The following is an 18,101-nucleotide window of genomic DNA, read 5'->3' as shown; positions in this document are numbered from 1 at the left end:
GGAGGCGCGGAGGCGGAAGCCGCCATGGCGGGTCTGAGAGACTTCCGTCCCGCCCGCGAATCCCCCGGACTCATAGAACGGTGCTGCAGTGGTCGTCGTCTTCGTTCTCGTGGCGGTCGCCGTCCTGTCGCTGCTCGGGGTGCTGCACTGGTACGTCTGGCGGCGGGTCGTCAGGGACACGACGGTCAGCGGGTCGGTCGCACGACGGGTGGGGCGGGTCGTGATGGCGGGGCTGCCGCTGCTGACCGTCGCCACTTTCGTCGGTGAGAACGCGGGGGTTCCGTTCGGGCTCGTGCAGGTCATCGCCTGGCCGGGGTACCTGTGGCTGGCGGTCTTCCTGTACCTGCTGCTGGCGTTGGCGGCCGGTGAACTCGTCCGCCCGCTGCTGCGCGGGAAGTACGGGAAGCTCGAGAAAGAGGTTCCGCGGCGGGTCAGGGTGCCCGAGCTCGTGACGGTGCCGGAGACGGACGTGCCCGAGCCTCCGGTCGAGGATCCCGGGCCGGTGACGGCCGAAGACCCTTCGCGGCGGCTGTTCGTCTCCCGCGTGGTGGCGGGGACGGCCGCGGCGGTCGCGCTCGGGACGGTCGGGTACGGGACGTACGGGACGCTCCGCGGGCCGAAGGTGAAGCGGCTGACGGTGCCGCTGGCCAAGCTGCCGCGCGGTGCGCACGGCTTCCGGATCGCCGTGGTCAGCGACGTCCACCTCGGCCCGATCCTGGGCAGGGACTTCGCGCAGCGTGTCGTCGACACGGTCAACGCGACGCAGCCGGATCTCATCGCCGTCGTGGGGGACCTGGTGGACGGGAACGTCGACGACCTGGAGCCCGCCGTGGCGCCTCTCGCCGGGTTGCGGGCCCGGCACGGCGCGTTCTTCGTGACGGGCAACCACGAGTACATCTCCGGCGCGGAGCAGTGGGTCGAGCACGTCCAGGAACTCGGCCTGCGCCTGCTGGCCAACGAGCGCGTCGAGGTGCAGGGCTTCGACCTCGCCGGAGTCAACGACCTGCATGCCGACGAGGGGGAGGGGCCCGACTTCGCCCGAGCCCTCGGCGACCGCGACCGGACGCGTGCCGCGGTGCTGCTCGCCCACCAGCCGGCGGCCGTCCACGAAGCCGTCCGCCACGGGGTGGACCTCCAGCTGTCCGGGCACACGCACGGCGGGCAGCTGTGGCCCTTCAACTTCGTCGCCGGGCTGGCCAACCCGACTCTCGCCGGACTGGAGCGCCATGAGGACACCCAGTTGTACGTCACCCGCGGCGCGGGCGCGTGGGGGCCGCCGGTCCGGGTCGGCGCGCCCTCCGACATCACCGTGATCGAGCTCGCCTCCCGGCAGGCCTGACCTCAGGGAAGGTCGAGTCGGTAGAGCGCCTCCCGGTTGCGGGCCATCATCCAGAGCGCTCCGTCGGCGAAGGCGAATCCCGACGCGCGCGCCTCGCCGAACCCGTCGAAGGAGGCGACGGGTTCGCCGTCCACCGTCCATACGTAGAGCCGCTTGGTGTGGTAGTCCTGCCCGGCGACCAGCCCGGCCGCCAGATCCACACGGGTTATGGCGAGGGCGGCTTCGAGGTCGTCGACGACGTGCAGCGGCGTGTCCAGGTCGGAGACGGAGAACACCTTCCAGCCCCTCATGTCGGCGGCGACGGCGTGCTCTCCGTCGCGCGACGCCCGCAGACCGTCCGGCAGGGGCGGTTTCGGCTCGTCCTCTTTGCGGCGGGTCAGGTTCTGCACGTCCGCCGTGTCGGGGGAGATGGTCTGTCCCGTGGCCAGGTCCACCACATGGGGCTCCCTCTCGGGGAAGAACCCGATCCATGAGCCGCCGGTGAACGACCAGGCCGAGGGATCGCCGACCTCCACGAGCGCGGATAGGCACGCCGGCTGTTGGACGAGACCGTCGCTGCGTTCGATCCTCCTGGTCCGGACGTCGATGACGGTCACCGTCCCGTCCCTGCCGCCGACCGCCGCGTAACGGGCTCCGGGAGCGACGGCGACGGCTGTGGCCTCACCGTCCCGATCGAGGAGGGCGGCCCACCGGGAGACCTTCACCGAGCCGTCGCCGAACGGCTGGACGGCGACGGGTTCCCGGCGCATCCGCTTGGTGAACTTCTCCTGGTAGCGGGCGTCGTCGAGCTCGGCGAACACCACCTGGCGTTCGGTCCGCAGATCCCACACCAGGACGCCGGTGCCGCTCTGCCGGGACGCGACGTACCGTCCGTCGGGGCTGGAGGCCAGCGGCGTGCACCACGTGCTGGGCTGCTCGAGATTGTGCTTCCAGCCCAGGGCGCGCCCTGACTTGCCCAGCCGCGCCAGCTTCGTCACCCTGTGTGCCCGAGACGAGGCCCGGTACAGGTTGTCGGTGACGGGAGAGAACCGGGCGTATGTCTCCGTGACGGTCTTCCGCTCGTGCGCGGTGATGCCGCAGTGGCCGACGACGATGCCCGTGCCGAGTTCCACGACGTAGCCACTACCCGGGCGTTCGCACACCACCACGTGCTTTCCGCGCCGGTCGACGTCGAGGTCGTGGCAGTTCGACAGGGGGATGGGCGTGCGGTGCACCGGCCTCCAGTCCTCGAACGTGTGGACGGCGTCCCCGGCGACGGCGTAGACCCGTCCCGCACGGGAGATGACCGCTCCCACGGGTGCGTCCAGTTCGAGGGGGTCCGGCATGGTCCCGTCCGGGGCCACCCGTACCAGGCGGTTCCCGGACGCTCCCACGAGCTCCCCGCCGCAGAAGGCCAGGGAGCTCAGCGGGGGATCCGTCCGGCAGAGCTCCCACGGTGCTCCTAGGGCCTCGCCGACCGGGTGGACGATCACATGTCCGTCGGCGTGGGAGGCGATCAGCGCGTCGGTCAGCGCGAGTAGCGCCAGGACCGGGGCCTGCGGCCGTTCGGACGGCTCCGCTCCCGGTTCGGCCCCCCACCGGAGATCCTCTTCGGACGATGACGCCCGCTTTCTTGTTCTCTGCCCCGTCATGCGGCTCACCGTAGGGCCACTCGCCGACACTTCGCCGTCCGCTCGGCGCGAGCCGCGTCCCCCGCTTCACCCGTCGGAGATCTCCAGGCGGGTGAGGACCTGGACGGCGAGCCGTTCCAGGGCGTCGATCTGCTCGGGGGAGAGGGCGTCGACGAAGAGGCGGCGGACGGTCTCGACGTGGTCGGGGGCCGCCTCGGTGATCGCCTGGCGTCCGGCCTCGGTGAGGAGGACGTAGGCGCCCCGCTTGTCCTCGTCGCATTCCTCGCGCCGGACGAGGCCGCGTTTGTGCATCCGGCTCAGGTGGTGGGAGAGGCGGCTCTGCTCCCAGTGGAGTTCGCGCTGCAGCTCGTAGGGGCGCAGGCGGCCGTCGGGTGCGTCGGTGAGGTGGACGAGGACGTCGTAGTCGGCGAGGGACAGGCCGGAGGCGGTCTGGAGGCGCCGGTTCAGCTCGGCGGTGAGCCGGTTCTGCATGCGCAGGTAGGACCGCCAGGCGCGCTGTTCGTCGTCGCTCAGCCACCGGGTGTCGCTCATGATCTCACTGTAACAACTAGATGACGCATCATGTTGTGGAATATCCGGGGGGCCGGATAGGTTGGGCAAAGTACATGACGCATCATCTTCTTGGGAGGGTCGCGATGGCCGCCACACCGAGCCCGCAGATCGACATCCGCCGCTCCGGCGAGAGGTTCGCCACCGAGATCGGCTGGCTGGACTCCAAGCACTCCTTCTCCTTCGGCCGCCACCACGACCGCGCCAACACCCACCACGGGGTCCTGCTGGTCAACAACGACGACATCGTGCGGCCGGGCACGGGCTTCGACACCCACCCGCACCGGGACATGGAGATCGTCACCTGGGTTCTCCAGGGCTCGCTGGTCCACCAGGACTCCGAGGGCCACAGCGGCGTGATCTACCCGGGCCTGGCCCAGCGGATGAGCGCGGGCACCGGCATCCTGCACTCGGAGAAGAACGACTCCTGGCGGCTGCGGGGCGGCGACTCCCACGACGAGCCGGTGCACTTCGTCCAGATGTGGGTCGTGCCCGACGAGGCGGGCATCGCCCCCGGTTACGAGCAGCTGGAGATCGACGGCGAGCTCCTCAGCGGTGGTCTCGTGCCGGTGGCGTCCGGCATGGACAGGCACCGGGACGCCGCCGCCATCCGCATCAAGAACCGCTACGCGGCGCTGTACGCGGCCCGCCTTCAGCCCGGCCGGAGCGTGCAGCTGCCCGAGGCCCCCTTCCTGCACCTGTTCGTGCCGCGCGGGAAGGTCCGGCTGGAAGGCGCCGGGATACTGGACACCGGGGACGCGGTGCGCTTCACCGCGACGGGAGGCCAGAAGGTCACCGCCGTCGAGGACGCTGAGATCCTGGTGTGGGAGATGCACGCCGCCGTCGCCGCCTGAGCGGCCCCCCGATTCGAAGACGTGAAGGAGCAGGGCATGGAGCAGCAGAACACCCGGTTCGCCGAGAACCGGGAAGCCCACAGATTCGAGCTCTTCCTGGAGGACGAGCTCGCGGGCTTCATCGACTACAAGCGCACCAGAGCCGGCCTGTCGTTCCTGCACGCCGAGATCGACCCGCGGTTCGGGGGGCGCGGGCTCGGCTCGGCCCTGGTGCGCGGCGGGCTGGACGCCGCCCGCGCCCAGGGACTGCCCGTCCTGCCCTTCTGCCCGTTCGTGCGCCGCTACATCCAGCGCCACCCCGAGTACCTGGAACTGGTGCCGGCCGACCGCAGGGCCCGCTTCGAACTCGAGTCCGAGCCGGACGAGGCCCCCGAGCCCACCGGCTGACCGTCCTCACCCCACCGGCGGCGCGTCCAGGGCCAAGGGGGGCGTGGCCGCCGGGATCAGGGTGCCCAGGCTCCCGGCCAGGCCCGCCAGCACGGACAGGCCGTGGTGCTCCCATTCCGGCCCGTAGAAGGCCAGGGCGGTGTTCTCCACCTCGGCCGCGAACTCGGACGCCGTGGCGGGACGGCTCTGCGGGACCTTGGCCAGACCCGAGGAGAGCAGCCCGTGCAGGACGTCCGGGACCTGGTCGAGCGGGGCGGGCAGCGACAGGTGGCCCTCCAACGTGCCGGGGAAGGGCGGGCGACCGGTGAGACACTCGAAGAACACGCACGTGGCCGCGTAGATGTCGGTCGCCGGGACGGCGGGCTCGCCCACCCACTGCTCGGGCGCCACGTAGGGCGAGCCGCCCGCGCGAGAGTGCCCTCCGGCCAGCGTGGTGGCCCCGAACCCGATGAGCTTGCCCAGCCCGTTCCGGCGCACCACGACGTTCGCGGGCGTGTGGTCGCGGTGGAGGATCCCCCGCGAGTGCGCCTCCTGCAGGCCCAGCAGCGACCTGCGGAGCACCACCAGCGCGGCCTCGGGCGCGAGGTTGCCGTGCCAGGTGAGGACGTCCTTCAGCGACACCCCGTCGACGGCCTCCAGGAGGACCGCCGCGGTGTCCCCCTCGTCCATGTGCCCGTACCAGCGCGCCACGTAGGGGCTGAAGACCTGCTGGAGCAGCGCGGACTCGGCCTCGAACCTGCGCCGCGCCTCGGCGTCGGCCGCGCTGAGGTACCTGATGACGTAGTGCTTGCCCGAACTGTGGTGGCGAACCAGGACAGACCGCCCCCACGGTCCGTCGCCCAGTTCCCGTACCTCGACGTATCCGGGGACCCGCCAGGTGCTGACCACTCCCATGGTGGGCACATTACTGAATCCGCCACAGAGCGGAGGATGAATGCGTCAGGTCCGCGTGACACGGGGGTGGGGAGCGGTGAAGAGCGTGCGGGTCGAGGTGAGGAGCTCCGCTTCGGCGGAGCGGGTCTTCGAGGTGCTCACGGACTGGCCCCGGCACCGGGAGTGGATGCCCTTCACCCGGGCGACGGGAGGGACGGGGCCCGGCGCGGTCGTCGAGGGCTGGACGGGGGTGGGAAGGCTGGGATTCCTCGACACCATGGAGATCACGGAGTGGGAGCCGGGCCGCCGGGTGGCCGTGGCGCACACGGGGCGGCTCGTACGGGGCGAGGGCTGGTTCACCACGACTCCGCTGCCCGGGGGCGGGTGCGCGGTCCGGTGGGGGGAAAGGCTCGACCCGCCGCCGCTGGGGCCGCTGTGGCGGCTGGCCGCGCCGGGATTCCGGGTGTTCATGCGGGTGGGGCTGCGGAGGCTGGCTCGGCTGGCCGAACGGGGGTGAGCTCCTCCTCCGGGCGCAGGCTCCCCAGGAAGAGGACGGCGAGCTGGCGGCCGACCTCGTGGCGGCTGAGGGGCCCGTCCGGACGGAACCACATGTGGATGTTGTTGACCGTGCTGAGGAAGCCGTGGGCGATGACGGAGGCGGAGACGTCCGCGCGCACCACGCCCGCGGCCTGCCCTTCGGCGAGCAGGCCGCGGAACATCTCGTGGTAGCGGCGGCGGTCCGCGCGGATGGCGGCGGCGTGTTCGCCGTCCAGCAGGTGCATGGAGCGGGCCCAGACCGTCAGGGGCTCGAAGTGGTCGGCGACGTGCCCGACGAGGTCGAAGGCCACGTCGCGCAGCCGCCGCCCGACGGGGGCGTCGGCGGAGGCGAGGACGGCGAGGCGGCCGGTCTGCTCGGCCAGCAGGTCCCGGTAGACGCAGATCAGCAGGTGCTGCTTGGAGTCGAACCAGTGGTACAGGGCGCCCTTGGTGACCTGGGCGGCCTCGGCGATCTGCCGGGTCGTGGTGGCCTCGTAGCCCTGCCGGGCGAACAGGTCGGTCGCCGCGGCGATGATGCGCTCCCGGCCCTCGCCCCGCACCGGGACGCCGCTCATGTCCGTTCCCGGATCAGGCCCGTCGCGCGGTCGACGAGGACGGCGACGGCGCCGCCGAAGTCCTTGAAGGCGGGGTTGGTGGTCTGGCCGGCGCGGTAGCGCGCCCAGATCTGCTGCGCGATCACCGCGAGGCGGAACAGGCCGAAGACCTCGTAGAAGCGCCAGTCGCCCATCGGCAGGCCCGTGCGCTCCAGGTAGCGGGCGACCATCTCCTCCCGGGTCGGCATTCCGGGCAGGTGGGAGGGTTGGCGGCGCAGGAGCGCGTAGAAGGGCTCGTCGTCGGCGGTGATCCAGTAGGCCATGGACGAGCCGAGGTCCATCAGCGGGTCCCCGACGGTCGCCATCTCCCAGTCCAGGACGCCGACGATGCTCGGCCGGTCGGCTTCCTCGGTGCCGGGACCGCCGAGACCGCCGAGAACGAGGTTGTCGAGCTTCCAGTCGCCGTGCAGCATCCGGGCGGCGACGTCGTCGGGCTGCCGCTCGTCCAGCCAGGCCATCAGCGGCCCGGCGTCCGGGGCGTCGTCCGTCAGGGCCCCGAGCCAGCGCCGGGACCAGCCCTCGATCTGGCGGCGTACGTAGCCGGGCCCCTTGCCCAGTCCCGCCAGGCCCGCCTGTTCGACGTCGACGTTGTGCAGGTCGGCCAGGGTGTCGATCACCGTCTCGCCGAGTACGCGGGCCCGCGCCGGGCCGAGTTCGAGGCCGGGCGGAAGGTCGAAGCCGAGGATCACGCCTTCCAGGTGCTCCATGACGTAGAACTCGGATCCGATCACCGACGGGTCCTCGCAGAACGCGTGCACCCGGGGGACCATCGGCCAGAACGGCGCCAGCCCGCGCTGGACGGCCACCTCCCGGCCCATGTCGTGCGCGGAGGCGGCCTTCTTGCCGCGGGGCGGGCGGCGCAGCACCAGGTTCCGGTCGGGGTAGGCCAGCAGGAACGTGAGGTTCGACGCGCCGCCCCCGAACTGCCTGACCTCCGGCGTCTCCGGCAGGTCCGGCAGGTGGGTCTTCAGCCAGCGGTGCACGGCCGCCACGTCGAACGCGTCCTCGGCGCGCGGCTCACCGGCCGTCATCGGCTTCGCCATGTCCTCGTTCCCCTCTCACCGGCTCCCGGTGGTGGCCTCCATTTCACGTAACATACCGGGCGCTCAGTACGTACGCCACAAAAGTATGTCGGGCTCTCTTCACAGGCAGAGGCGGCGAAGTGGGCAAGGGCGAACGGTGACGCCGGTCAGCGCGTTTCCTCGTTGTCGGGAGGGGCCGTCAGGTAGGTGACCAGGGTGTGCAGGTAGGCGCGGAAATCGGCCAGGCTCTCCGGCGTGAGGGGCGCTCCGCGGGCGTAGTAGCTGGAGGGGCCGGGATGCTGGAGCCCTCCGGACAGGAAACCGAACACGCACCATACGACCGTCCAGATCATGTACTCGGGGTCGACGCCGGGCGCCATCACGTCCCGCACGGTGTCGACGATCATGGCCGACAACGTCCGTACGTTCTCCTCGGGGCCGGGCAGGTCGGCGGCGTCGCCCATCCAGCGCTGCATCCACAGGCAGAGGAGACGCGGGTGCTGGACGTGGAAGTCGAGATAGGCGTCGGTCAGGGCGATCACTCCCTGCCGGGTCGGGATGAAGGCGGCCACCGCCTCGGCCAGGGCCGCTCGCTCGGCCTGGTGCGCCCGCCGCATCACCGTCCGGTATATCCGGGCCTTGTCCCCGACCTGCGCGACCAGCGTCTCCACGTCGACTCCGGCCGTGTCCGCGATCAGCTGCAGAGGGGTCCCGTCGAACCCCAGTTCGGCGAACAGCCGCTCCGCGACGTCGATGAGCCGCTCCGCCTCAGCATCCCCCATGGTTCTCACTCTAAGTAACCATCGGGGGCGATCATTCAGGGGGCGAGGAGGATCGCTATTTCCCGCCTCTTTTTACGGAGAGTGATGACCAAGAGTTTTTGACCTCCAGGTCCATAAATTGGTACCTTCCCCGCCATGGGAAGGCCGAAGCAGTTCGATCCCGACGCCGCCGTGGAACAGGCGATGCAGGTGTTCTGGCGGAAGGGATACGCCGCCACCACGCCGCAGGACCTCGTCGACGCGCTCGGCATCGGGAAGGGCAGCCTCTACAACGCCTTCGGAGGCAAGCACGCGCTGTTCGAGAGGGCGCTCCGCCGGTACCGGGACAGCCAGGCGCTCGCGCTGGTCGAGATGATCGAGGAGCCGGGGCCGGTGCGGGAGCGGTTGCGCCGGACCCTGGGCCTCCTCGTCGAGCTCGACCTCGCCGACCCCGACCGGCGTGGCTGCATGGCCGTGAACACCGCCGCCGAACTGGCCGGGACGGACGAGATCGCGGCCGACCTCGTCCGCCGCATGTTCGACCGCACGGAAGCCGCCTTCCGCGCCCTGGTCGGGGAAGGACAGCGGTCGGGCGAGATCTCACCCGACCGCGACGCCCGCGCCCTGGCGAGCATGCTGCTCAGCACCGGCGTCGGGCTGCGCCTGCTGGCCCGGGTCGCCACCGGTCCCGACCGCCTCGACCGGGTGATCGAAGCGACGATCGACTCCCTCTGACCCTCGGCCCGCCGGTCCTCGGCGGATCACGCCCTTATTTTGTACCCACAGGTAAAGAAATGGAGCCCCATGAACCTCGACCTCGCCGCCAGGACCGCCGTCGTCACCGGCGCGAGCCGCGGGATCGGCCTGGCCACCGTGCGGACCCTGATCTCCGAGGGCGTCCGCGTCGTCGGCGCGGCCCGCACCATCACACCCGAACTGAAGGACTCCGGGGCCTTCCCCGTCTCCGTCGACCTCGGCACCCCCGAGGGGGCCGCCGCCCTCATGGAACAGGCCTCCGCCGAACTGGGCGGTGTCGACTTCGTGGTGAACAACGTCGGCAACGGCGACGCGATGGAGCCCGCCGGCTTCCTGGAGATCGACGAGGCGCGCTGGAAGGACGTCTTCGACGTCAATCTGCTCAGCGCCGTCCGGGTCAGCCGGGCCGCCCTGCCCGGCCTGATCGAACGGCGCGGCGGCATCGTCAACGTCTCGTCCATCGTCGCCCGGCAGCCCTCCGCCGGCACCGTCGACTACAGCGCGGCCAAAGCCGCGCTCGTCTCCTTCGGCAAGTCCCTGGCCGAGGAGTTCGGCCCGCTGGGCGTCCGCGTCAACACCGTGACGCCCGGCCCTACCCGCACACCGGCCTGGGAGGAACCGGGTGGCTTCGGCAGCAAGCTCGCGGCGGCCTCGGGCTCCGGGCACGCGGAGTTCCTCCGGGGGCTCCCCGGCCACTTCGGCATCACCACGGGCCGGATGACCGAGGCCGAGGAGGTGGCCGCCCTGATCGTCTTCCTGCTCTCCGACGTCGCGGGCAACATCACGGGCGCCGACCACGTCATCGACGGCGGCCTCCTCAAGGGCCTTTGACCCCGCAGGCTCGCCGCCTGCCCCGGAACGGATCCCCGCAGGCGGCGGGCCCCTTCTTCGAGGACTTCTCGGCTGCCGCTCTCCGTGCGGGGAAGTCGCGCGAAAGGTGACAAGTCTGGGTTCTAGGCTGTCCGGGTGACTTCCGGGCGAAGCGTGATGGACGGTCGTTTCGAGCTGCTGGAGCGGCTCGGCAGCGGCGGGATGGGAACGGTCTGGCGCGCGCTGGACCTGGTGCTCCAGCGGGAGGTCGCGCTCAAGGAGGTGCGGCCGGGCGGAGGCGAGGTTCCGCCGGACGACGCGGCGCTCGCCGGGATGTACCGAGAGCGGGTGCTGCGGGAGGCGCGGGCGCTGGCGCGGATCGACCACCCCCATGTAGTGACGATTCACCACATCATTGATTCGCCGGACATGCCGTATCCCTGGCTGGTGATGGAACTGGTCCGGGGCGAGTCGCTGCAGGACCGCCTCGCGCGGGGGGCGCTGACGCCCCTTGAGGCCGCGCGGGTGGGGCGAGGCGTCCTGGCGGCGCTCCAGGCCGCACACCGGGCGGGCATCTGCCACCGCGACATCAAGCCGGGCAACGTCCTGCTCCGTGAGGACGGCAGCCCCGTCCTCACGGACTTCGGCATCGCGGTGCTCGAAGAGGCCTCACGGGTGACGGCGACGGGCGGACTCGTCGGCTCGCCCGAGTACATCGCCCCCGAACGCCTGCACGGACGGGAGGGCGACCCGGCCTCCGACCTGTGGTCGCTCGGCATGCTGCTGTACGTGGCGGTCGAGGGCCACAACCCGGTGCGCCGCACCACCCTGGCGGCGACGCTGGCCGCCGTCATGACCGCGCAGATCCCGGCGCCCCGGCAGGCCGGCCCGCTGGCCGAGGCCATCGGCGCGCTCCTCGTCCCGGATCCGGCCGCGCGGCCCGACGCGGCGCTGCTCGACCGGATGCTGGCCGCGGCCGAGGGGCAGCCGACGTCCCCGTCCGTGCCCTTCCCCGCGCCCCATCCGCCGGGACCCGGGCCGATCCCGTCCACGGTTCCGGCCTTCGCGGCACCGCCTCCGCGGCGCCAGAACCCCGCGCTCCTCGTCCTCGCCGGAGCCGGAGCCGTGGTGCTGGTCTTCGCGCTGGCCTTCTTCGCCGTCCAGGCGCTGGAGCGCGACGAAGGCAGGACGGTCACGGCCGGCCCCTCCGCCGGGACCCGGCAGCCGGAACCGACGGAGACGTCCGAGAAAGTGGTCTCAGAGGAGGGCGGGCGGCTTCCGGAGAGCGCGCGGCCGACGTCGCTTCTGACCCCGGCGGGCATCCGCGGGGTCATCACCGCTTTCGAGAAGGCGACGGGGAACGACAAGTTCGCCGCCTTCACCGTCTACGAGGAGTACGCCTACGCCGAGGTCCCCGTCCCGGGACGGAGCAAGGCGACGGACAGGTACCTCTACCGGAACGGCGAGGTCACCAAGCAGGGGGCCGGCACCAGCGACGAGGGGACCGTGAACCTGCGAGTGTTCGACTGGAACGTCGTCCCCCGGCTCCTGCGCGCCGCCGACCGCAGACTCAACGTCCCCGACCCCGAGAACCGCTACCTCGTGGTGAAGCCCTCCTGGACCTTCGCGGGGGACAAGCCGATGCTGCTCGTCTACCTGAACGACGAGCACGGAGGCGGCTACCTGGCGGCCGACGTCAAGGGAAGGATCGAGAAGACCTATCCCGCGGAATAACATCCGGCCATGACGGTTTACGCACTGGCCCAGATCTCCATCCATGACCGTGAGCGCTACAACTCCTACGCCGCCCGCTTCATGGACGTGCTCCTCAAGTACGAGGGCCGCCTCCTCGCCGCCGACGAGCAGCCCGAGGTCGTCGAGGGCGACTGGCCCTACGGCAAGGTCGTCCTCATGTCCTTCAAGGACCGCGAGACCTTCGAGAAGTGGGCTCACTCCCCCGAATACCAGGAGATCTCCAAGGACCGCGTCGCCGCCACCACCGGCGTCGTCATCCTCGCCAAGGGCCTCTGACCCGCCCCCGCCGCGGCCGGACACCGCGACGGGGCGCCGAACACGTTCGCCCGCCCCCGCGGCGTCAGTCCTGCCAGCGGTTCCAGTGGATGACGGTGTCGGGGTCGGGGCGGTCGACCGGCTTGAAGGTCTCGCCCGTGTAGTGCGCGACGGGGGTGAGCATCACCTGGGTGACCGCGTCGAACGGGATGCCCAGGAGCTCGGCGACGGCCTGCTCCTGCTGGAGGTGCACGGACGTCCAGCAGGTGCCCAGACCGTGCAGGCGTGCGGCGAGCATGAACGACCAGAGCGCGGGCATGGCGCCGCCGAGGACGGACGCCGTCACCCAGGCCCCCAGGTCCTCGCTGCGGCCCATGACGCAGCCGACCACGATGGCCGGGACCTCCGGCATGATCTCGGCGAGGTGGTCCGCCGAGACGGTGGTCCGCTCCTGCTGCGCCTGCTCGGTCTCGTCCCCCTTGGCGATGCTGCCGATGTAGATGCCGTCCAGTTGCCGGTAGACGCCGTAGCCCGCCTGGTAGAGCTCCCCGAGCTTCCGCCGCACCTCGGGGTCGGTGACGACGACGAAGCGCACCGAGATCTGGTTGGACGGCGCGGGCGCCTGCAACGCGATCCGCACGCACTCGCGCAGCACGTCGTCGGAGACGGGCCGGGTGAGGTCCAGCCGCTTGCGCACGGCGCGGGTCGTCGTCAGGAGTTCCAGTCCGGACAGGGGGAGCACCCCGTCGGCGTCGAAGGCTGGCTGTTCAGAGGACATTCGGCGGCTCCGGAGGAGTTCGTGCCACGGACGCGGACGAGGGCGGCCATCGGTCCTGCCGCCCCAAGTTGATCATAAAAGGATCAACTACTCCATAGGCAAGCGTTTCTGGCATAAGCCCCCTTTGCTGCTGGAATCCGAGACCTTCTGGTGATCCTTCACCACGGGCCGGGACGGGCCGCTCCCACCGCGGTGAAACGGACGGAGGGTTCCCCGTGCAGCCGCCCGCCCGGCAGCCGCCTGCCGCAGATCACCAGGAGGAGGTCCTGGGCGTGACCGGTCAGGGGCGAACCGGAGCCGGACGACCAGTCCATGTCGTCGGCCTGGAGGCGGATCCCGTCCAGATCGGTGCCGAAGAACCTCCGGCTTCGCGGGGAGTCCGAGCCTTCCAGCACGAGACGCAGCCGCTCCTCGGGAACACGGCGGTCGACGCCCAGCGCCACCGTGATGTCCAAGCCGTGGATCACGTCATGGGACAACGCGCCGTGGAAGCCCCCGCCCGGCGGCTTCCACGGATGCCGGGCGTTCTTCCTGAGCATGGCGACGAACTCGTCCGGCGGCCACTTCTCCGCGTCCGACCGCGCGCACCGGTCGGCCATCCGGTTGAAGTCGCCCCGCGCCCGGACCATCTCCTTCAGAAACCGCCCGGTCGAGAAGTGGAACGGCATGGTCATGTGCGCCACCACCTCACGCACCCGCCAACCGGCACACAGACTCGGCTCGTCCCACGCCTCCGCCGGCAACCCCTCCAGAAGCTCCGCCAACTCCTCCCTCTCAGCCGCGATGTGCTCCCTGACCTCCGCCTCGTCCGCACTCGTCCCCATCTTCACCCTCGCCTTCGGTCACGGCGGCCTACTTCTCCGGTGGCCGCCTTCGGATCCGTCAGCCCACCGACGAACGGATGGCCCGTTCACGGACACTCATCCCAGGGGAGATCCCTCCGGCACCACCGGAGCCTTGCGAGGAAGACGGACCCCGCCGGTCCCGGCCCGGCCGGAGAGCGGACGGATCAGGGGACGGAGAGGGAGGCGAGGCGGCGGGTGAGGTAGCGGCGTTCGGCTTCGGTGGGGGCCAGGGCGAGGGCCTCACGGTAGACGGCGGCGGCTTCGGCGGTCCGGCCCAGGCGGCGGAGGAAGTCGGCCCGGGTGGCGGGGAGGAGGTGGTGGCCGGAGAGGGCGCCCGAGGACTCGAGGACGTCGAGGAGGGGGAGGGCGGCGGCGGGGCCCTCGGCCATGCCGACGGCCACGGCCCGGTTGAGCTCGACGACGGGGGACGGGACCAGGCGGGCGAGACGGCCGTAGAGGGCGGCGATCTGAGGCCAGTCGGTGTCGGCGGGGGTGGGAGCGGTGGCGTGGCAGGCGGCTATGGCGGCCTGGACCTGGTAGGGGCCGGGGGCGCGGCGGGCGAGGGCGTCGTCGAGCAGGGCCAGGCCTTCCTCGATGCGGGGGCGGTCCCACAGGGAGCGGTCCTGCTCCTCCAGCGGGACCAGGGCGCCCGACGGGGCGGTGCGGGCGGAGGCGCGGGCGTCGTGCAGGAGCATGAGCGCCAGCAGGCCCTCGCTCTCGGGTTCGCCGGGCATCAGACGGGTGAGGACACGGGCCAGGCGGATCGCCTCGGCGCTGAGGTTCCGGCGGACGAGCTCGTCGCCGGAGGTCGCGGAGTAGCCCTCGTTGAACAGCAGGTAGAGCACGTTCAGGACGGCCTTGAGCCGCTCGGGCAGCAGAGCGGGCGGGGGGACGCGGAAGGGGATCGCGGCGTGCCTGATCTTCTGCTTGGCCCTGGTCAGGCGTTTGCACATGGTCTGCTCGCCGACCAGGAAGGCGCGGGCGATCTCGGCGGTGGTCAGCCCCGCGAGGGTCCGCAGGGTGAGGGCGACCCGCGCCTCCGGAGCGAGGGCCGGATGGCAGCAGGTGAACATCAGCCGCAGCACGTCGTCGGGGATGGTCTCCTCGGACGGCTCTTCGAACGAGGGCGGGACGGCCATGGCGGCCACCTCTCTGAGCTTCGCCTCGCCGACGGCGGCGCGGCGCAGGACGTCCACGGCGCGGTTGCGGGCGACCGTGGTGAGCCAGGCGCCGGGCCGTGCGGGCACGCCGTCGGACGCCCAGCGCCACAGGGCCAGCGCGAAGGCGTCCTGGGCGCACTCCTCGGCCAGGTCCCAGTCGCCGGTCACCCGGATGAGGGTCGCGACGACCTGGCTCCACTCGTCGCGGAAGGCCTCGGCGACCGCCGTCCGGGCCTCGTCCGGGGAGGTCACGGTTCCCAGAGCGGCCGGATCTCGATCGTGCCGTAACCCGCGGCCGGATGCTCGGCGGCGATCTCGACGGCCTCGTCCAGGTCGGCGCACTCGATGACGCAGTAACCGCCGATCTGCTCCTTGGCCTCGGCGAACGGCCCGTCGGTGAGCAGCACCTCGCCGTCGCGCACCCGGACGGCCGTCGCCTCGGACGGCGGACGCAGCCCGCCACCGCCCCGCAGGACGCCCCGTTCCAGCATCTCCTCCGACCAGCCTCCGCATCCGTCCTCGGCGTGCTCGGCGGCGGACTCGTCCCCGCAGATCAACAGCATGTACTTCACGGATCCTCCTGAACAGTGGTGCCGGTTTCGTCGTCCCGACGAACGGCGGCTCCGGAAAAGGACAGCGGCCACGGCACCGATCGTGCCCGAATCCGCTCCGGTCCGGCGCTCCCGTCCACGATCTGTGGAAAACCCGCGTGGGCGTACGCCCGGGGCGAAACCGCCTTCCCCCCGGTACGGTCCCGGGGTACAGCTGGGGAGAGTGGCCGCCCCCGGGAGGAGAGACGGATGCCAGGTCCGGCCTTCGGCAGCGAGGACGGGTCCGGGACCCGCCCCCGGCCCCTGCTGCGCACGATGCTCGGCGACGTGCTGCGCCGCGAGCGCCGCGAGCAGGGGCGCACCCTGGAGGACGTGGCGCGGACCGCGAAGATCTCCATGCCGTACCTGTCGGAGGTGGAGCGGGGCCGTAAGGAGGCCTCGTCCGAGGTGCTCGCCGCCGTCTGCGACGCGCTGCGCGTCGAGCTCTCCGACGTGCTGGCCGAGGTGGGGCGCGACCTGGCCGCCGACCGCGCCCGCCGCGAGCGGGTCCTCAGGCTGGACGCCGTGCTCGGCCGGCGGACCGCCCGCACGGCCCGCAGGCCCGGCGACACCTACTGCCTGGCCGCCTGAGCGGTCAGCGCGTGGTGATGATCTGGTCGGCCAGACCGTAGTCGACGGCCTCGGCCGCGTTGAACGTCCGGTGCCGGTCGGTGTCCTCCCGGATCTTGTCCACCGGATGCCCGGTGTGCCGGCTGAGGATCTCCTCCATCTCGGCCCGGATCGTGGCGACCTCCCGCGCCTGGATCGCCAGGTCGGGCAGCGTGCCGCGCGCCTGGCTCGACGGCTGGTGCAGCATCACCTTCGCGTGCCGCAGGACGGCCCGCTTGCCGTGGGCGCCGGCCGCCAGCAGGACGGCCGCCGCGGACGACGCCTGCCCCATGCACGTCGTGGCCACGTCGGGCTTGATGAAGTGCATCGTGTCGTAGATGGCCGTCAGCGCACTGAACGAGCCGCCCGGCGAGTTGATGTACAGGTTGATGTCGACGTCCCCGCTCACCGATTCGAGGTGGAGGAGCTGCGCCATCACCACGTTGGCGACGCCGTCGTCGATCTCGGTGCCGATGAAGATGATGCGTTCGGAGAGGAGCCGGGAGTAGATGTCGAAGGCGCGTTCCCCGTTCGTCGTGCGCTCCACGACCGTGGGGATCATGTACTGGCTCATCGTCACAGCCCCACTTTCTGCCGGACGAGCGAGGGCCGGACGTCGTCGACCCGCTCCACGATGTGGTCGATGAACCCGTAGGCGAGGGCCTCGTCGGCGCTGAACCAGGCGTCCCGCCTGCTGTCGCGCTCGATCTTGTCCTCGGACTGCCCGGTGTGCTCGGCGGTCAGCCGGGTCATCAGCCTGCCGATGCGCTCCAGCTGCCCGGCGTAGATCTCGATGTCGGCCGCGGTGCCGCCGAACCCGGCGGACCCCTGGTGCATGAGCACCTGGGCGTGCGGCAGGCTGAACCGCTTGCCGGCCGTCCCCGCCGTCAGCAGGAACTGCCCCATGCTCGCGGCCAGGCCCAGCACCAGCGTGCTCACGTCGTTGGGGATGAGCCGCATCGTGTCGTAGATCGCCAGCCCGGCGCTGACGGACCCGCCCGGCGAGTTGATGTAGAGGCTGATGTCGCTGCGCGGGTCCTCGGCCGACAACAGCAGGAGCTGCGCGCAGATCCGGTTGGCCACCTGGTCGTCGACCTCGGTCCCCAGCACGATGATGCGCTGCTGGAGCAGCCGCCCGGCCAGCTGGTCGTCGAGTGACCCGCCGATGGGGGCGGGTCCTGTGGAGGCGGTGTGCATGGTCTCTCCCTGGTCTCGGCGCGACACCGGGGATCCGGCGTCAGGACCGACGCTAGGCAGCCCGCCGGAGGCCGCCCAGAGATCTCTGCCGACAGCAGAGAAACGCCGCTCTCGGCGATCATCGGGCCCGGGAGCGGCCCGATGGAGAGCGCCCTTATTCTGGCGGTGGCCTTCGCCGTGCTGACGACCCCCCGGCCTTGTGCGAGCCTTTCCGCCGACTCCCGGCGATTCCCATATTCTTGAGAGGACCTGAAGTTGATCGACAAGGTCTCGGACCGCCTCCTCACCCGTGCCTTCTCGGTGATCGCGGCCGTGGAGGCGTTCACCTGGGCGGGTCTGTTGATCGGCATGTACTTCAAGTACGTGCCCGAGACGACCGAGCTGGGCGTCAAGATCTTCGGCCCGCTGCACGGCGGGGTGTTCATGCTCTACGGCCTTCTGGCGATCCTGCTCGCGGCCCGGCTGAAGTGGTCGTTCTTCTGGACCACGGTCCTCGCCCTGGTCTCCGCCGTCCCGCCGTTCGCCACCGTGGCCTTCGAGGTCTGGGCCCGCCGCACCGGCAGGCTCACCCCGCCCGAGGGCCTGGCCGCGACTCCGGCGGCGGACCTCCCCTCCGCCAAGGTCTGAACTCCCGTACGGGCTCCGGCACCGCTGCCGGAGCCCGTCTTCCTGGGTATCGCCGGGTTCAGCGGGAGAGGTCCGTCAGGGCGTCCTCGGCGAACGACGGGAGCTGCCTTCGCGGCACTGCTCCACACGCTGATCCGGCCGATGTTCCTCCG

22 protein-coding genes are annotated in these 18,101 nt (G+C 71.3%); 10 read left to right on the top strand and 12 right to left on the bottom strand.

Annotated features, from left to right (window positions below; translation table 11 throughout):
- Positions 1 to 88: 88 nt before the first annotated feature.
- Positions 89 to 1,339: a metallophosphoesterase gene (locus tag ABGB12_RS22020; protein ID WP_347680836.1), complete on the top strand. Its 1,251-nt coding sequence runs from the start codon at positions 89 to 91 to the stop codon at positions 1,337 to 1,339.
- Between the two features lie 2 nt (positions 1,340 to 1,341).
- On the opposite strand, the gene ABGB12_RS22015 is transcribed toward ABGB12_RS22020, so the two are convergent.
- On the bottom strand, positions 1,342 to 2,970 hold the full coding sequence (locus ABGB12_RS22015; protein ID WP_347680834.1) for a WD40 repeat domain-containing protein: 1,629 nt from the start codon (positions 2,968 to 2,970) through the stop codon (positions 1,342 to 1,344).
- 66 nt (positions 2,971 to 3,036) lie between these two features.
- The gene (locus ABGB12_RS22010) at positions 3,037 to 3,501 is read right to left on the bottom strand and encodes a MarR family transcriptional regulator (RefSeq protein ID WP_347680832.1); all 465 of its coding nucleotides are present in this window, start codon (positions 3,499 to 3,501) and stop codon (positions 3,037 to 3,039) included.
- 104 nt (positions 3,502 to 3,605) lie between these two features.
- On the opposite strand from ABGB12_RS22010, the gene ABGB12_RS22005 reads away from it, so the two are divergent.
- Complete coding sequence (locus tag ABGB12_RS22005; protein ID WP_347680830.1) at positions 3,606 to 4,373, top strand: pirin family protein; 768 nt, start codon at positions 3,606 to 3,608, stop codon at positions 4,371 to 4,373.
- Positions 4,374 to 4,409: 36 nt separating this feature from the next.
- A complete protein-coding gene (locus ABGB12_RS22000) occupies positions 4,410 to 4,760 on the top strand; it encodes a GNAT family N-acetyltransferase (protein WP_347680828.1) in 351 nt (116 codons plus the stop codon).
- A 6-nt stretch (positions 4,761 to 4,766) separates the two neighbouring features.
- On the opposite strand, the gene ABGB12_RS21995 is transcribed toward ABGB12_RS22000, so the two are convergent.
- On the bottom strand, positions 4,767 to 5,654 hold the full coding sequence (locus tag ABGB12_RS21995; protein WP_347680826.1) for a serine/threonine-protein kinase: 888 nt from the start codon (positions 5,652 to 5,654) through the stop codon (positions 4,767 to 4,769).
- A gap of 76 nt (positions 5,655 to 5,730) precedes the next feature.
- Here ABGB12_RS21995 and ABGB12_RS21990 point away from each other — a divergent pair, with 76 nt between their 5' ends.
- Positions 5,731 to 6,150 carry an SRPBCC family protein gene (locus ABGB12_RS21990; protein ID WP_347680824.1) on the top strand — a complete coding sequence of 140 codons (420 nt, stop codon included), beginning with the start codon at positions 5,731 to 5,733 and terminating at the stop codon, positions 6,148 to 6,150.
- Here ABGB12_RS21990 and ABGB12_RS21985 read toward each other — a convergent pair.
- The 3 genes from ABGB12_RS21985 to ABGB12_RS21975 form a co-directional block, all read right to left on the bottom strand.
- A complete protein-coding gene (locus ABGB12_RS21985; RefSeq protein WP_347680822.1) occupies positions 6,101 to 6,745 on the bottom strand; it encodes a TetR/AcrR family transcriptional regulator in 645 nt (214 codons plus the stop codon). The two genes, ABGB12_RS21990 and ABGB12_RS21985, sit on opposite strands and share 50 nt — an antisense overlap.
- Positions 6,742 to 7,827, bottom strand: coding sequence for a phosphotransferase family protein (locus ABGB12_RS21980; protein ID WP_347680820.1), 1,086 nt, complete (start codon positions 7,825 to 7,827; stop codon positions 6,742 to 6,744). The genes ABGB12_RS21985 and ABGB12_RS21980 overlap by 4 nt, the downstream gene beginning before the upstream one ends.
- A gap of 146 nt (positions 7,828 to 7,973) precedes the next feature.
- A complete protein-coding gene (locus tag ABGB12_RS21975; RefSeq protein ID WP_347680818.1) occupies positions 7,974 to 8,588 on the bottom strand; it encodes a TetR/AcrR family transcriptional regulator in 615 nt (204 codons plus the stop codon).
- A 135-nt stretch (positions 8,589 to 8,723) separates the two neighbouring features.
- On the opposite strand from ABGB12_RS21975, the gene ABGB12_RS21970 reads away from it, so the two are divergent.
- From ABGB12_RS21970 to ABGB12_RS21955, 4 genes are all read left to right on the top strand, one after another.
- A complete protein-coding gene (locus ABGB12_RS21970) occupies positions 8,724 to 9,302 on the top strand; it encodes a TetR/AcrR family transcriptional regulator (RefSeq protein ID WP_347680816.1) in 579 nt (192 codons plus the stop codon).
- A gap of 69 nt (positions 9,303 to 9,371) precedes the next feature.
- Positions 9,372 to 10,154 (top strand): SDR family oxidoreductase, encoded by a 783-nt coding sequence (locus ABGB12_RS21965; protein WP_347680814.1) that lies wholly within the window; start codon positions 9,372 to 9,374, stop codon positions 10,152 to 10,154.
- Positions 10,155 to 10,289: 135 nt separating this feature from the next.
- Positions 10,290 to 11,867 carry a serine/threonine-protein kinase gene (locus tag ABGB12_RS21960; RefSeq protein ID WP_347680812.1) on the top strand — a complete coding sequence of 526 codons (1,578 nt, stop codon included), beginning with the start codon at positions 10,290 to 10,292 and terminating at the stop codon, positions 11,865 to 11,867.
- Between the two features lie 9 nt (positions 11,868 to 11,876).
- On the top strand, positions 11,877 to 12,164 hold the full coding sequence (locus ABGB12_RS21955) for a DUF1330 domain-containing protein (protein WP_347680810.1): 288 nt from the start codon (positions 11,877 to 11,879) through the stop codon (positions 12,162 to 12,164).
- A gap of 64 nt (positions 12,165 to 12,228) precedes the next feature.
- On the opposite strand, the gene ABGB12_RS21950 is transcribed toward ABGB12_RS21955, so the two are convergent.
- From ABGB12_RS21950 to ABGB12_RS21935, 4 genes are all read right to left on the bottom strand, one after another.
- The gene (locus tag ABGB12_RS21950; protein WP_347680808.1) at positions 12,229 to 12,921 is read right to left on the bottom strand and encodes a nitroreductase family protein; all 693 of its coding nucleotides are present in this window, start codon (positions 12,919 to 12,921) and stop codon (positions 12,229 to 12,231) included.
- A gap of 158 nt (positions 12,922 to 13,079) precedes the next feature.
- Positions 13,080 to 13,745, bottom strand: a complete 666-nt coding sequence (locus ABGB12_RS21945; protein WP_347680806.1) for a maleylpyruvate isomerase family mycothiol-dependent enzyme — start codon at positions 13,743 to 13,745, stop codon at positions 13,080 to 13,082.
- 185 nt (positions 13,746 to 13,930) lie between these two features.
- Entirely contained in the window at positions 13,931 to 15,178 is a 1,248-nt protein-coding gene (locus ABGB12_RS21940) for an RNA polymerase sigma factor (RefSeq protein WP_347680804.1), read from the bottom strand.
- Entirely contained in the window at positions 15,175 to 15,489 is a 315-nt protein-coding gene (locus tag ABGB12_RS21935; RefSeq protein WP_347681476.1) for a YciI family protein, read from the bottom strand. Before ABGB12_RS21935 ends, ABGB12_RS21940 begins: the two co-directional genes overlap by 4 nt.
- A gap of 237 nt (positions 15,490 to 15,726) precedes the next feature.
- Here ABGB12_RS21935 and ABGB12_RS21930 point away from each other — a divergent pair, with 237 nt between their 5' ends.
- Complete coding sequence (locus tag ABGB12_RS21930; protein WP_347680802.1) at positions 15,727 to 16,107, top strand: helix-turn-helix transcriptional regulator; 381 nt, start codon at positions 15,727 to 15,729, stop codon at positions 16,105 to 16,107.
- A 4-nt stretch (positions 16,108 to 16,111) separates the two neighbouring features.
- Here the strand turns inward: ABGB12_RS21930 and ABGB12_RS21925 are convergent, their stop codons facing one another.
- Both ABGB12_RS21925 and ABGB12_RS21920 read right to left on the bottom strand, forming a co-directional pair.
- Entirely contained in the window at positions 16,112 to 16,699 is a 588-nt protein-coding gene (locus ABGB12_RS21925) for an ATP-dependent Clp protease proteolytic subunit (protein WP_347680800.1), read from the bottom strand.
- Positions 16,700 to 16,701: 2 nt separating this feature from the next.
- Positions 16,702 to 17,322: an ATP-dependent Clp protease proteolytic subunit gene (locus ABGB12_RS21920; RefSeq protein WP_347680798.1), complete on the bottom strand. Its 621-nt coding sequence runs from the start codon at positions 17,320 to 17,322 to the stop codon at positions 16,702 to 16,704.
- 255 nt (positions 17,323 to 17,577) lie between these two features.
- Here ABGB12_RS21920 and ABGB12_RS21915 point away from each other — a divergent pair, with 255 nt between their 5' ends.
- Positions 17,578 to 17,949 (top strand): DUF3817 domain-containing protein, encoded by a 372-nt coding sequence (locus tag ABGB12_RS21915; RefSeq protein WP_347680797.1) that lies wholly within the window; start codon positions 17,578 to 17,580, stop codon positions 17,947 to 17,949.
- Positions 17,950 to 18,101 lie beyond the last annotated feature (152 nt).

Source organism: Actinocorallia sp. B10E7, from assembly GCF_039871655.1.
Lineage (GTDB): Bacteria > Actinomycetota > Actinomycetes > Streptosporangiales > Streptosporangiaceae > Actinocorallia.
The sequence above is the reverse complement of the archived record's forward strand: the minus strand, read 5'-3'. Positions and strand labels throughout refer to the sequence as shown.

Bases quoted from the DNA above. Each gene is read 5' to 3' on its own strand.
- ABGB12_RS22015 (WP_347680834.1), bottom strand. From the start codon at position 2,970: ATGACGGGGCAGAGAACAAGAAAGCGGGCGTCATCGTCCGAAGAGGAT.
- ABGB12_RS22010 (WP_347680832.1), bottom strand. From the start codon at position 3,501: ATGAGCGACACCCGGTGGCTGAGCGACGACGAACAGCGCGCCTGGCGG.
- ABGB12_RS22005 (WP_347680830.1), top strand. From the start codon at position 3,606: ATGGCCGCCACACCGAGCCCGCAGATCGACATCCGCCGCTCCGGCGAG.
- ABGB12_RS22000 (WP_347680828.1), top strand. From the start codon at position 4,410: ATGGAGCAGCAGAACACCCGGTTCGCCGAGAACCGGGAAGCCCACAGA.
- ABGB12_RS21995 (WP_347680826.1), bottom strand. From the start codon at position 5,654: ATGGGAGTGGTCAGCACCTGGCGGGTCCCCGGATACGTCGAGGTACGG.
- ABGB12_RS21985 (WP_347680822.1), bottom strand. From the start codon at position 6,745: ATGAGCGGCGTCCCGGTGCGGGGCGAGGGCCGGGAGCGCATCATCGCC.
- ABGB12_RS21980 (WP_347680820.1), bottom strand. From the start codon at position 7,827: ATGGCGAAGCCGATGACGGCCGGTGAGCCGCGCGCCGAGGACGCGTTC.
- ABGB12_RS21975 (WP_347680818.1), bottom strand. From the start codon at position 8,588: ATGGGGGATGCTGAGGCGGAGCGGCTCATCGACGTCGCGGAGCGGCTG.
- ABGB12_RS21970 (WP_347680816.1), top strand. From the start codon at position 8,724: ATGGGAAGGCCGAAGCAGTTCGATCCCGACGCCGCCGTGGAACAGGCG.
- ABGB12_RS21965 (WP_347680814.1), top strand. From the start codon at position 9,372: ATGAACCTCGACCTCGCCGCCAGGACCGCCGTCGTCACCGGCGCGAGC.
- ABGB12_RS21955 (WP_347680810.1), top strand. From the start codon at position 11,877: ATGACGGTTTACGCACTGGCCCAGATCTCCATCCATGACCGTGAGCGC.
- ABGB12_RS21950 (WP_347680808.1), bottom strand. From the start codon at position 12,921: ATGTCCTCTGAACAGCCAGCCTTCGACGCCGACGGGGTGCTCCCCCTG.
- ABGB12_RS21945 (WP_347680806.1), bottom strand. From the start codon at position 13,745: ATGGGGACGAGTGCGGACGAGGCGGAGGTCAGGGAGCACATCGCGGCT.
- ABGB12_RS21935 (WP_347681476.1), bottom strand. From the start codon at position 15,489: ATGCTGTTGATCTGCGGGGACGAGTCCGCCGCCGAGCACGCCGAGGAC.
- ABGB12_RS21930 (WP_347680802.1), top strand. From the start codon at position 15,727: ATGCCAGGTCCGGCCTTCGGCAGCGAGGACGGGTCCGGGACCCGCCCC.
- ABGB12_RS21925 (WP_347680800.1), bottom strand. From the start codon at position 16,699: ATGAGCCAGTACATGATCCCCACGGTCGTGGAGCGCACGACGAACGGG.
- ABGB12_RS21920 (WP_347680798.1), bottom strand. From the start codon at position 17,322: ATGCACACCGCCTCCACAGGACCCGCCCCCATCGGCGGGTCACTCGAC.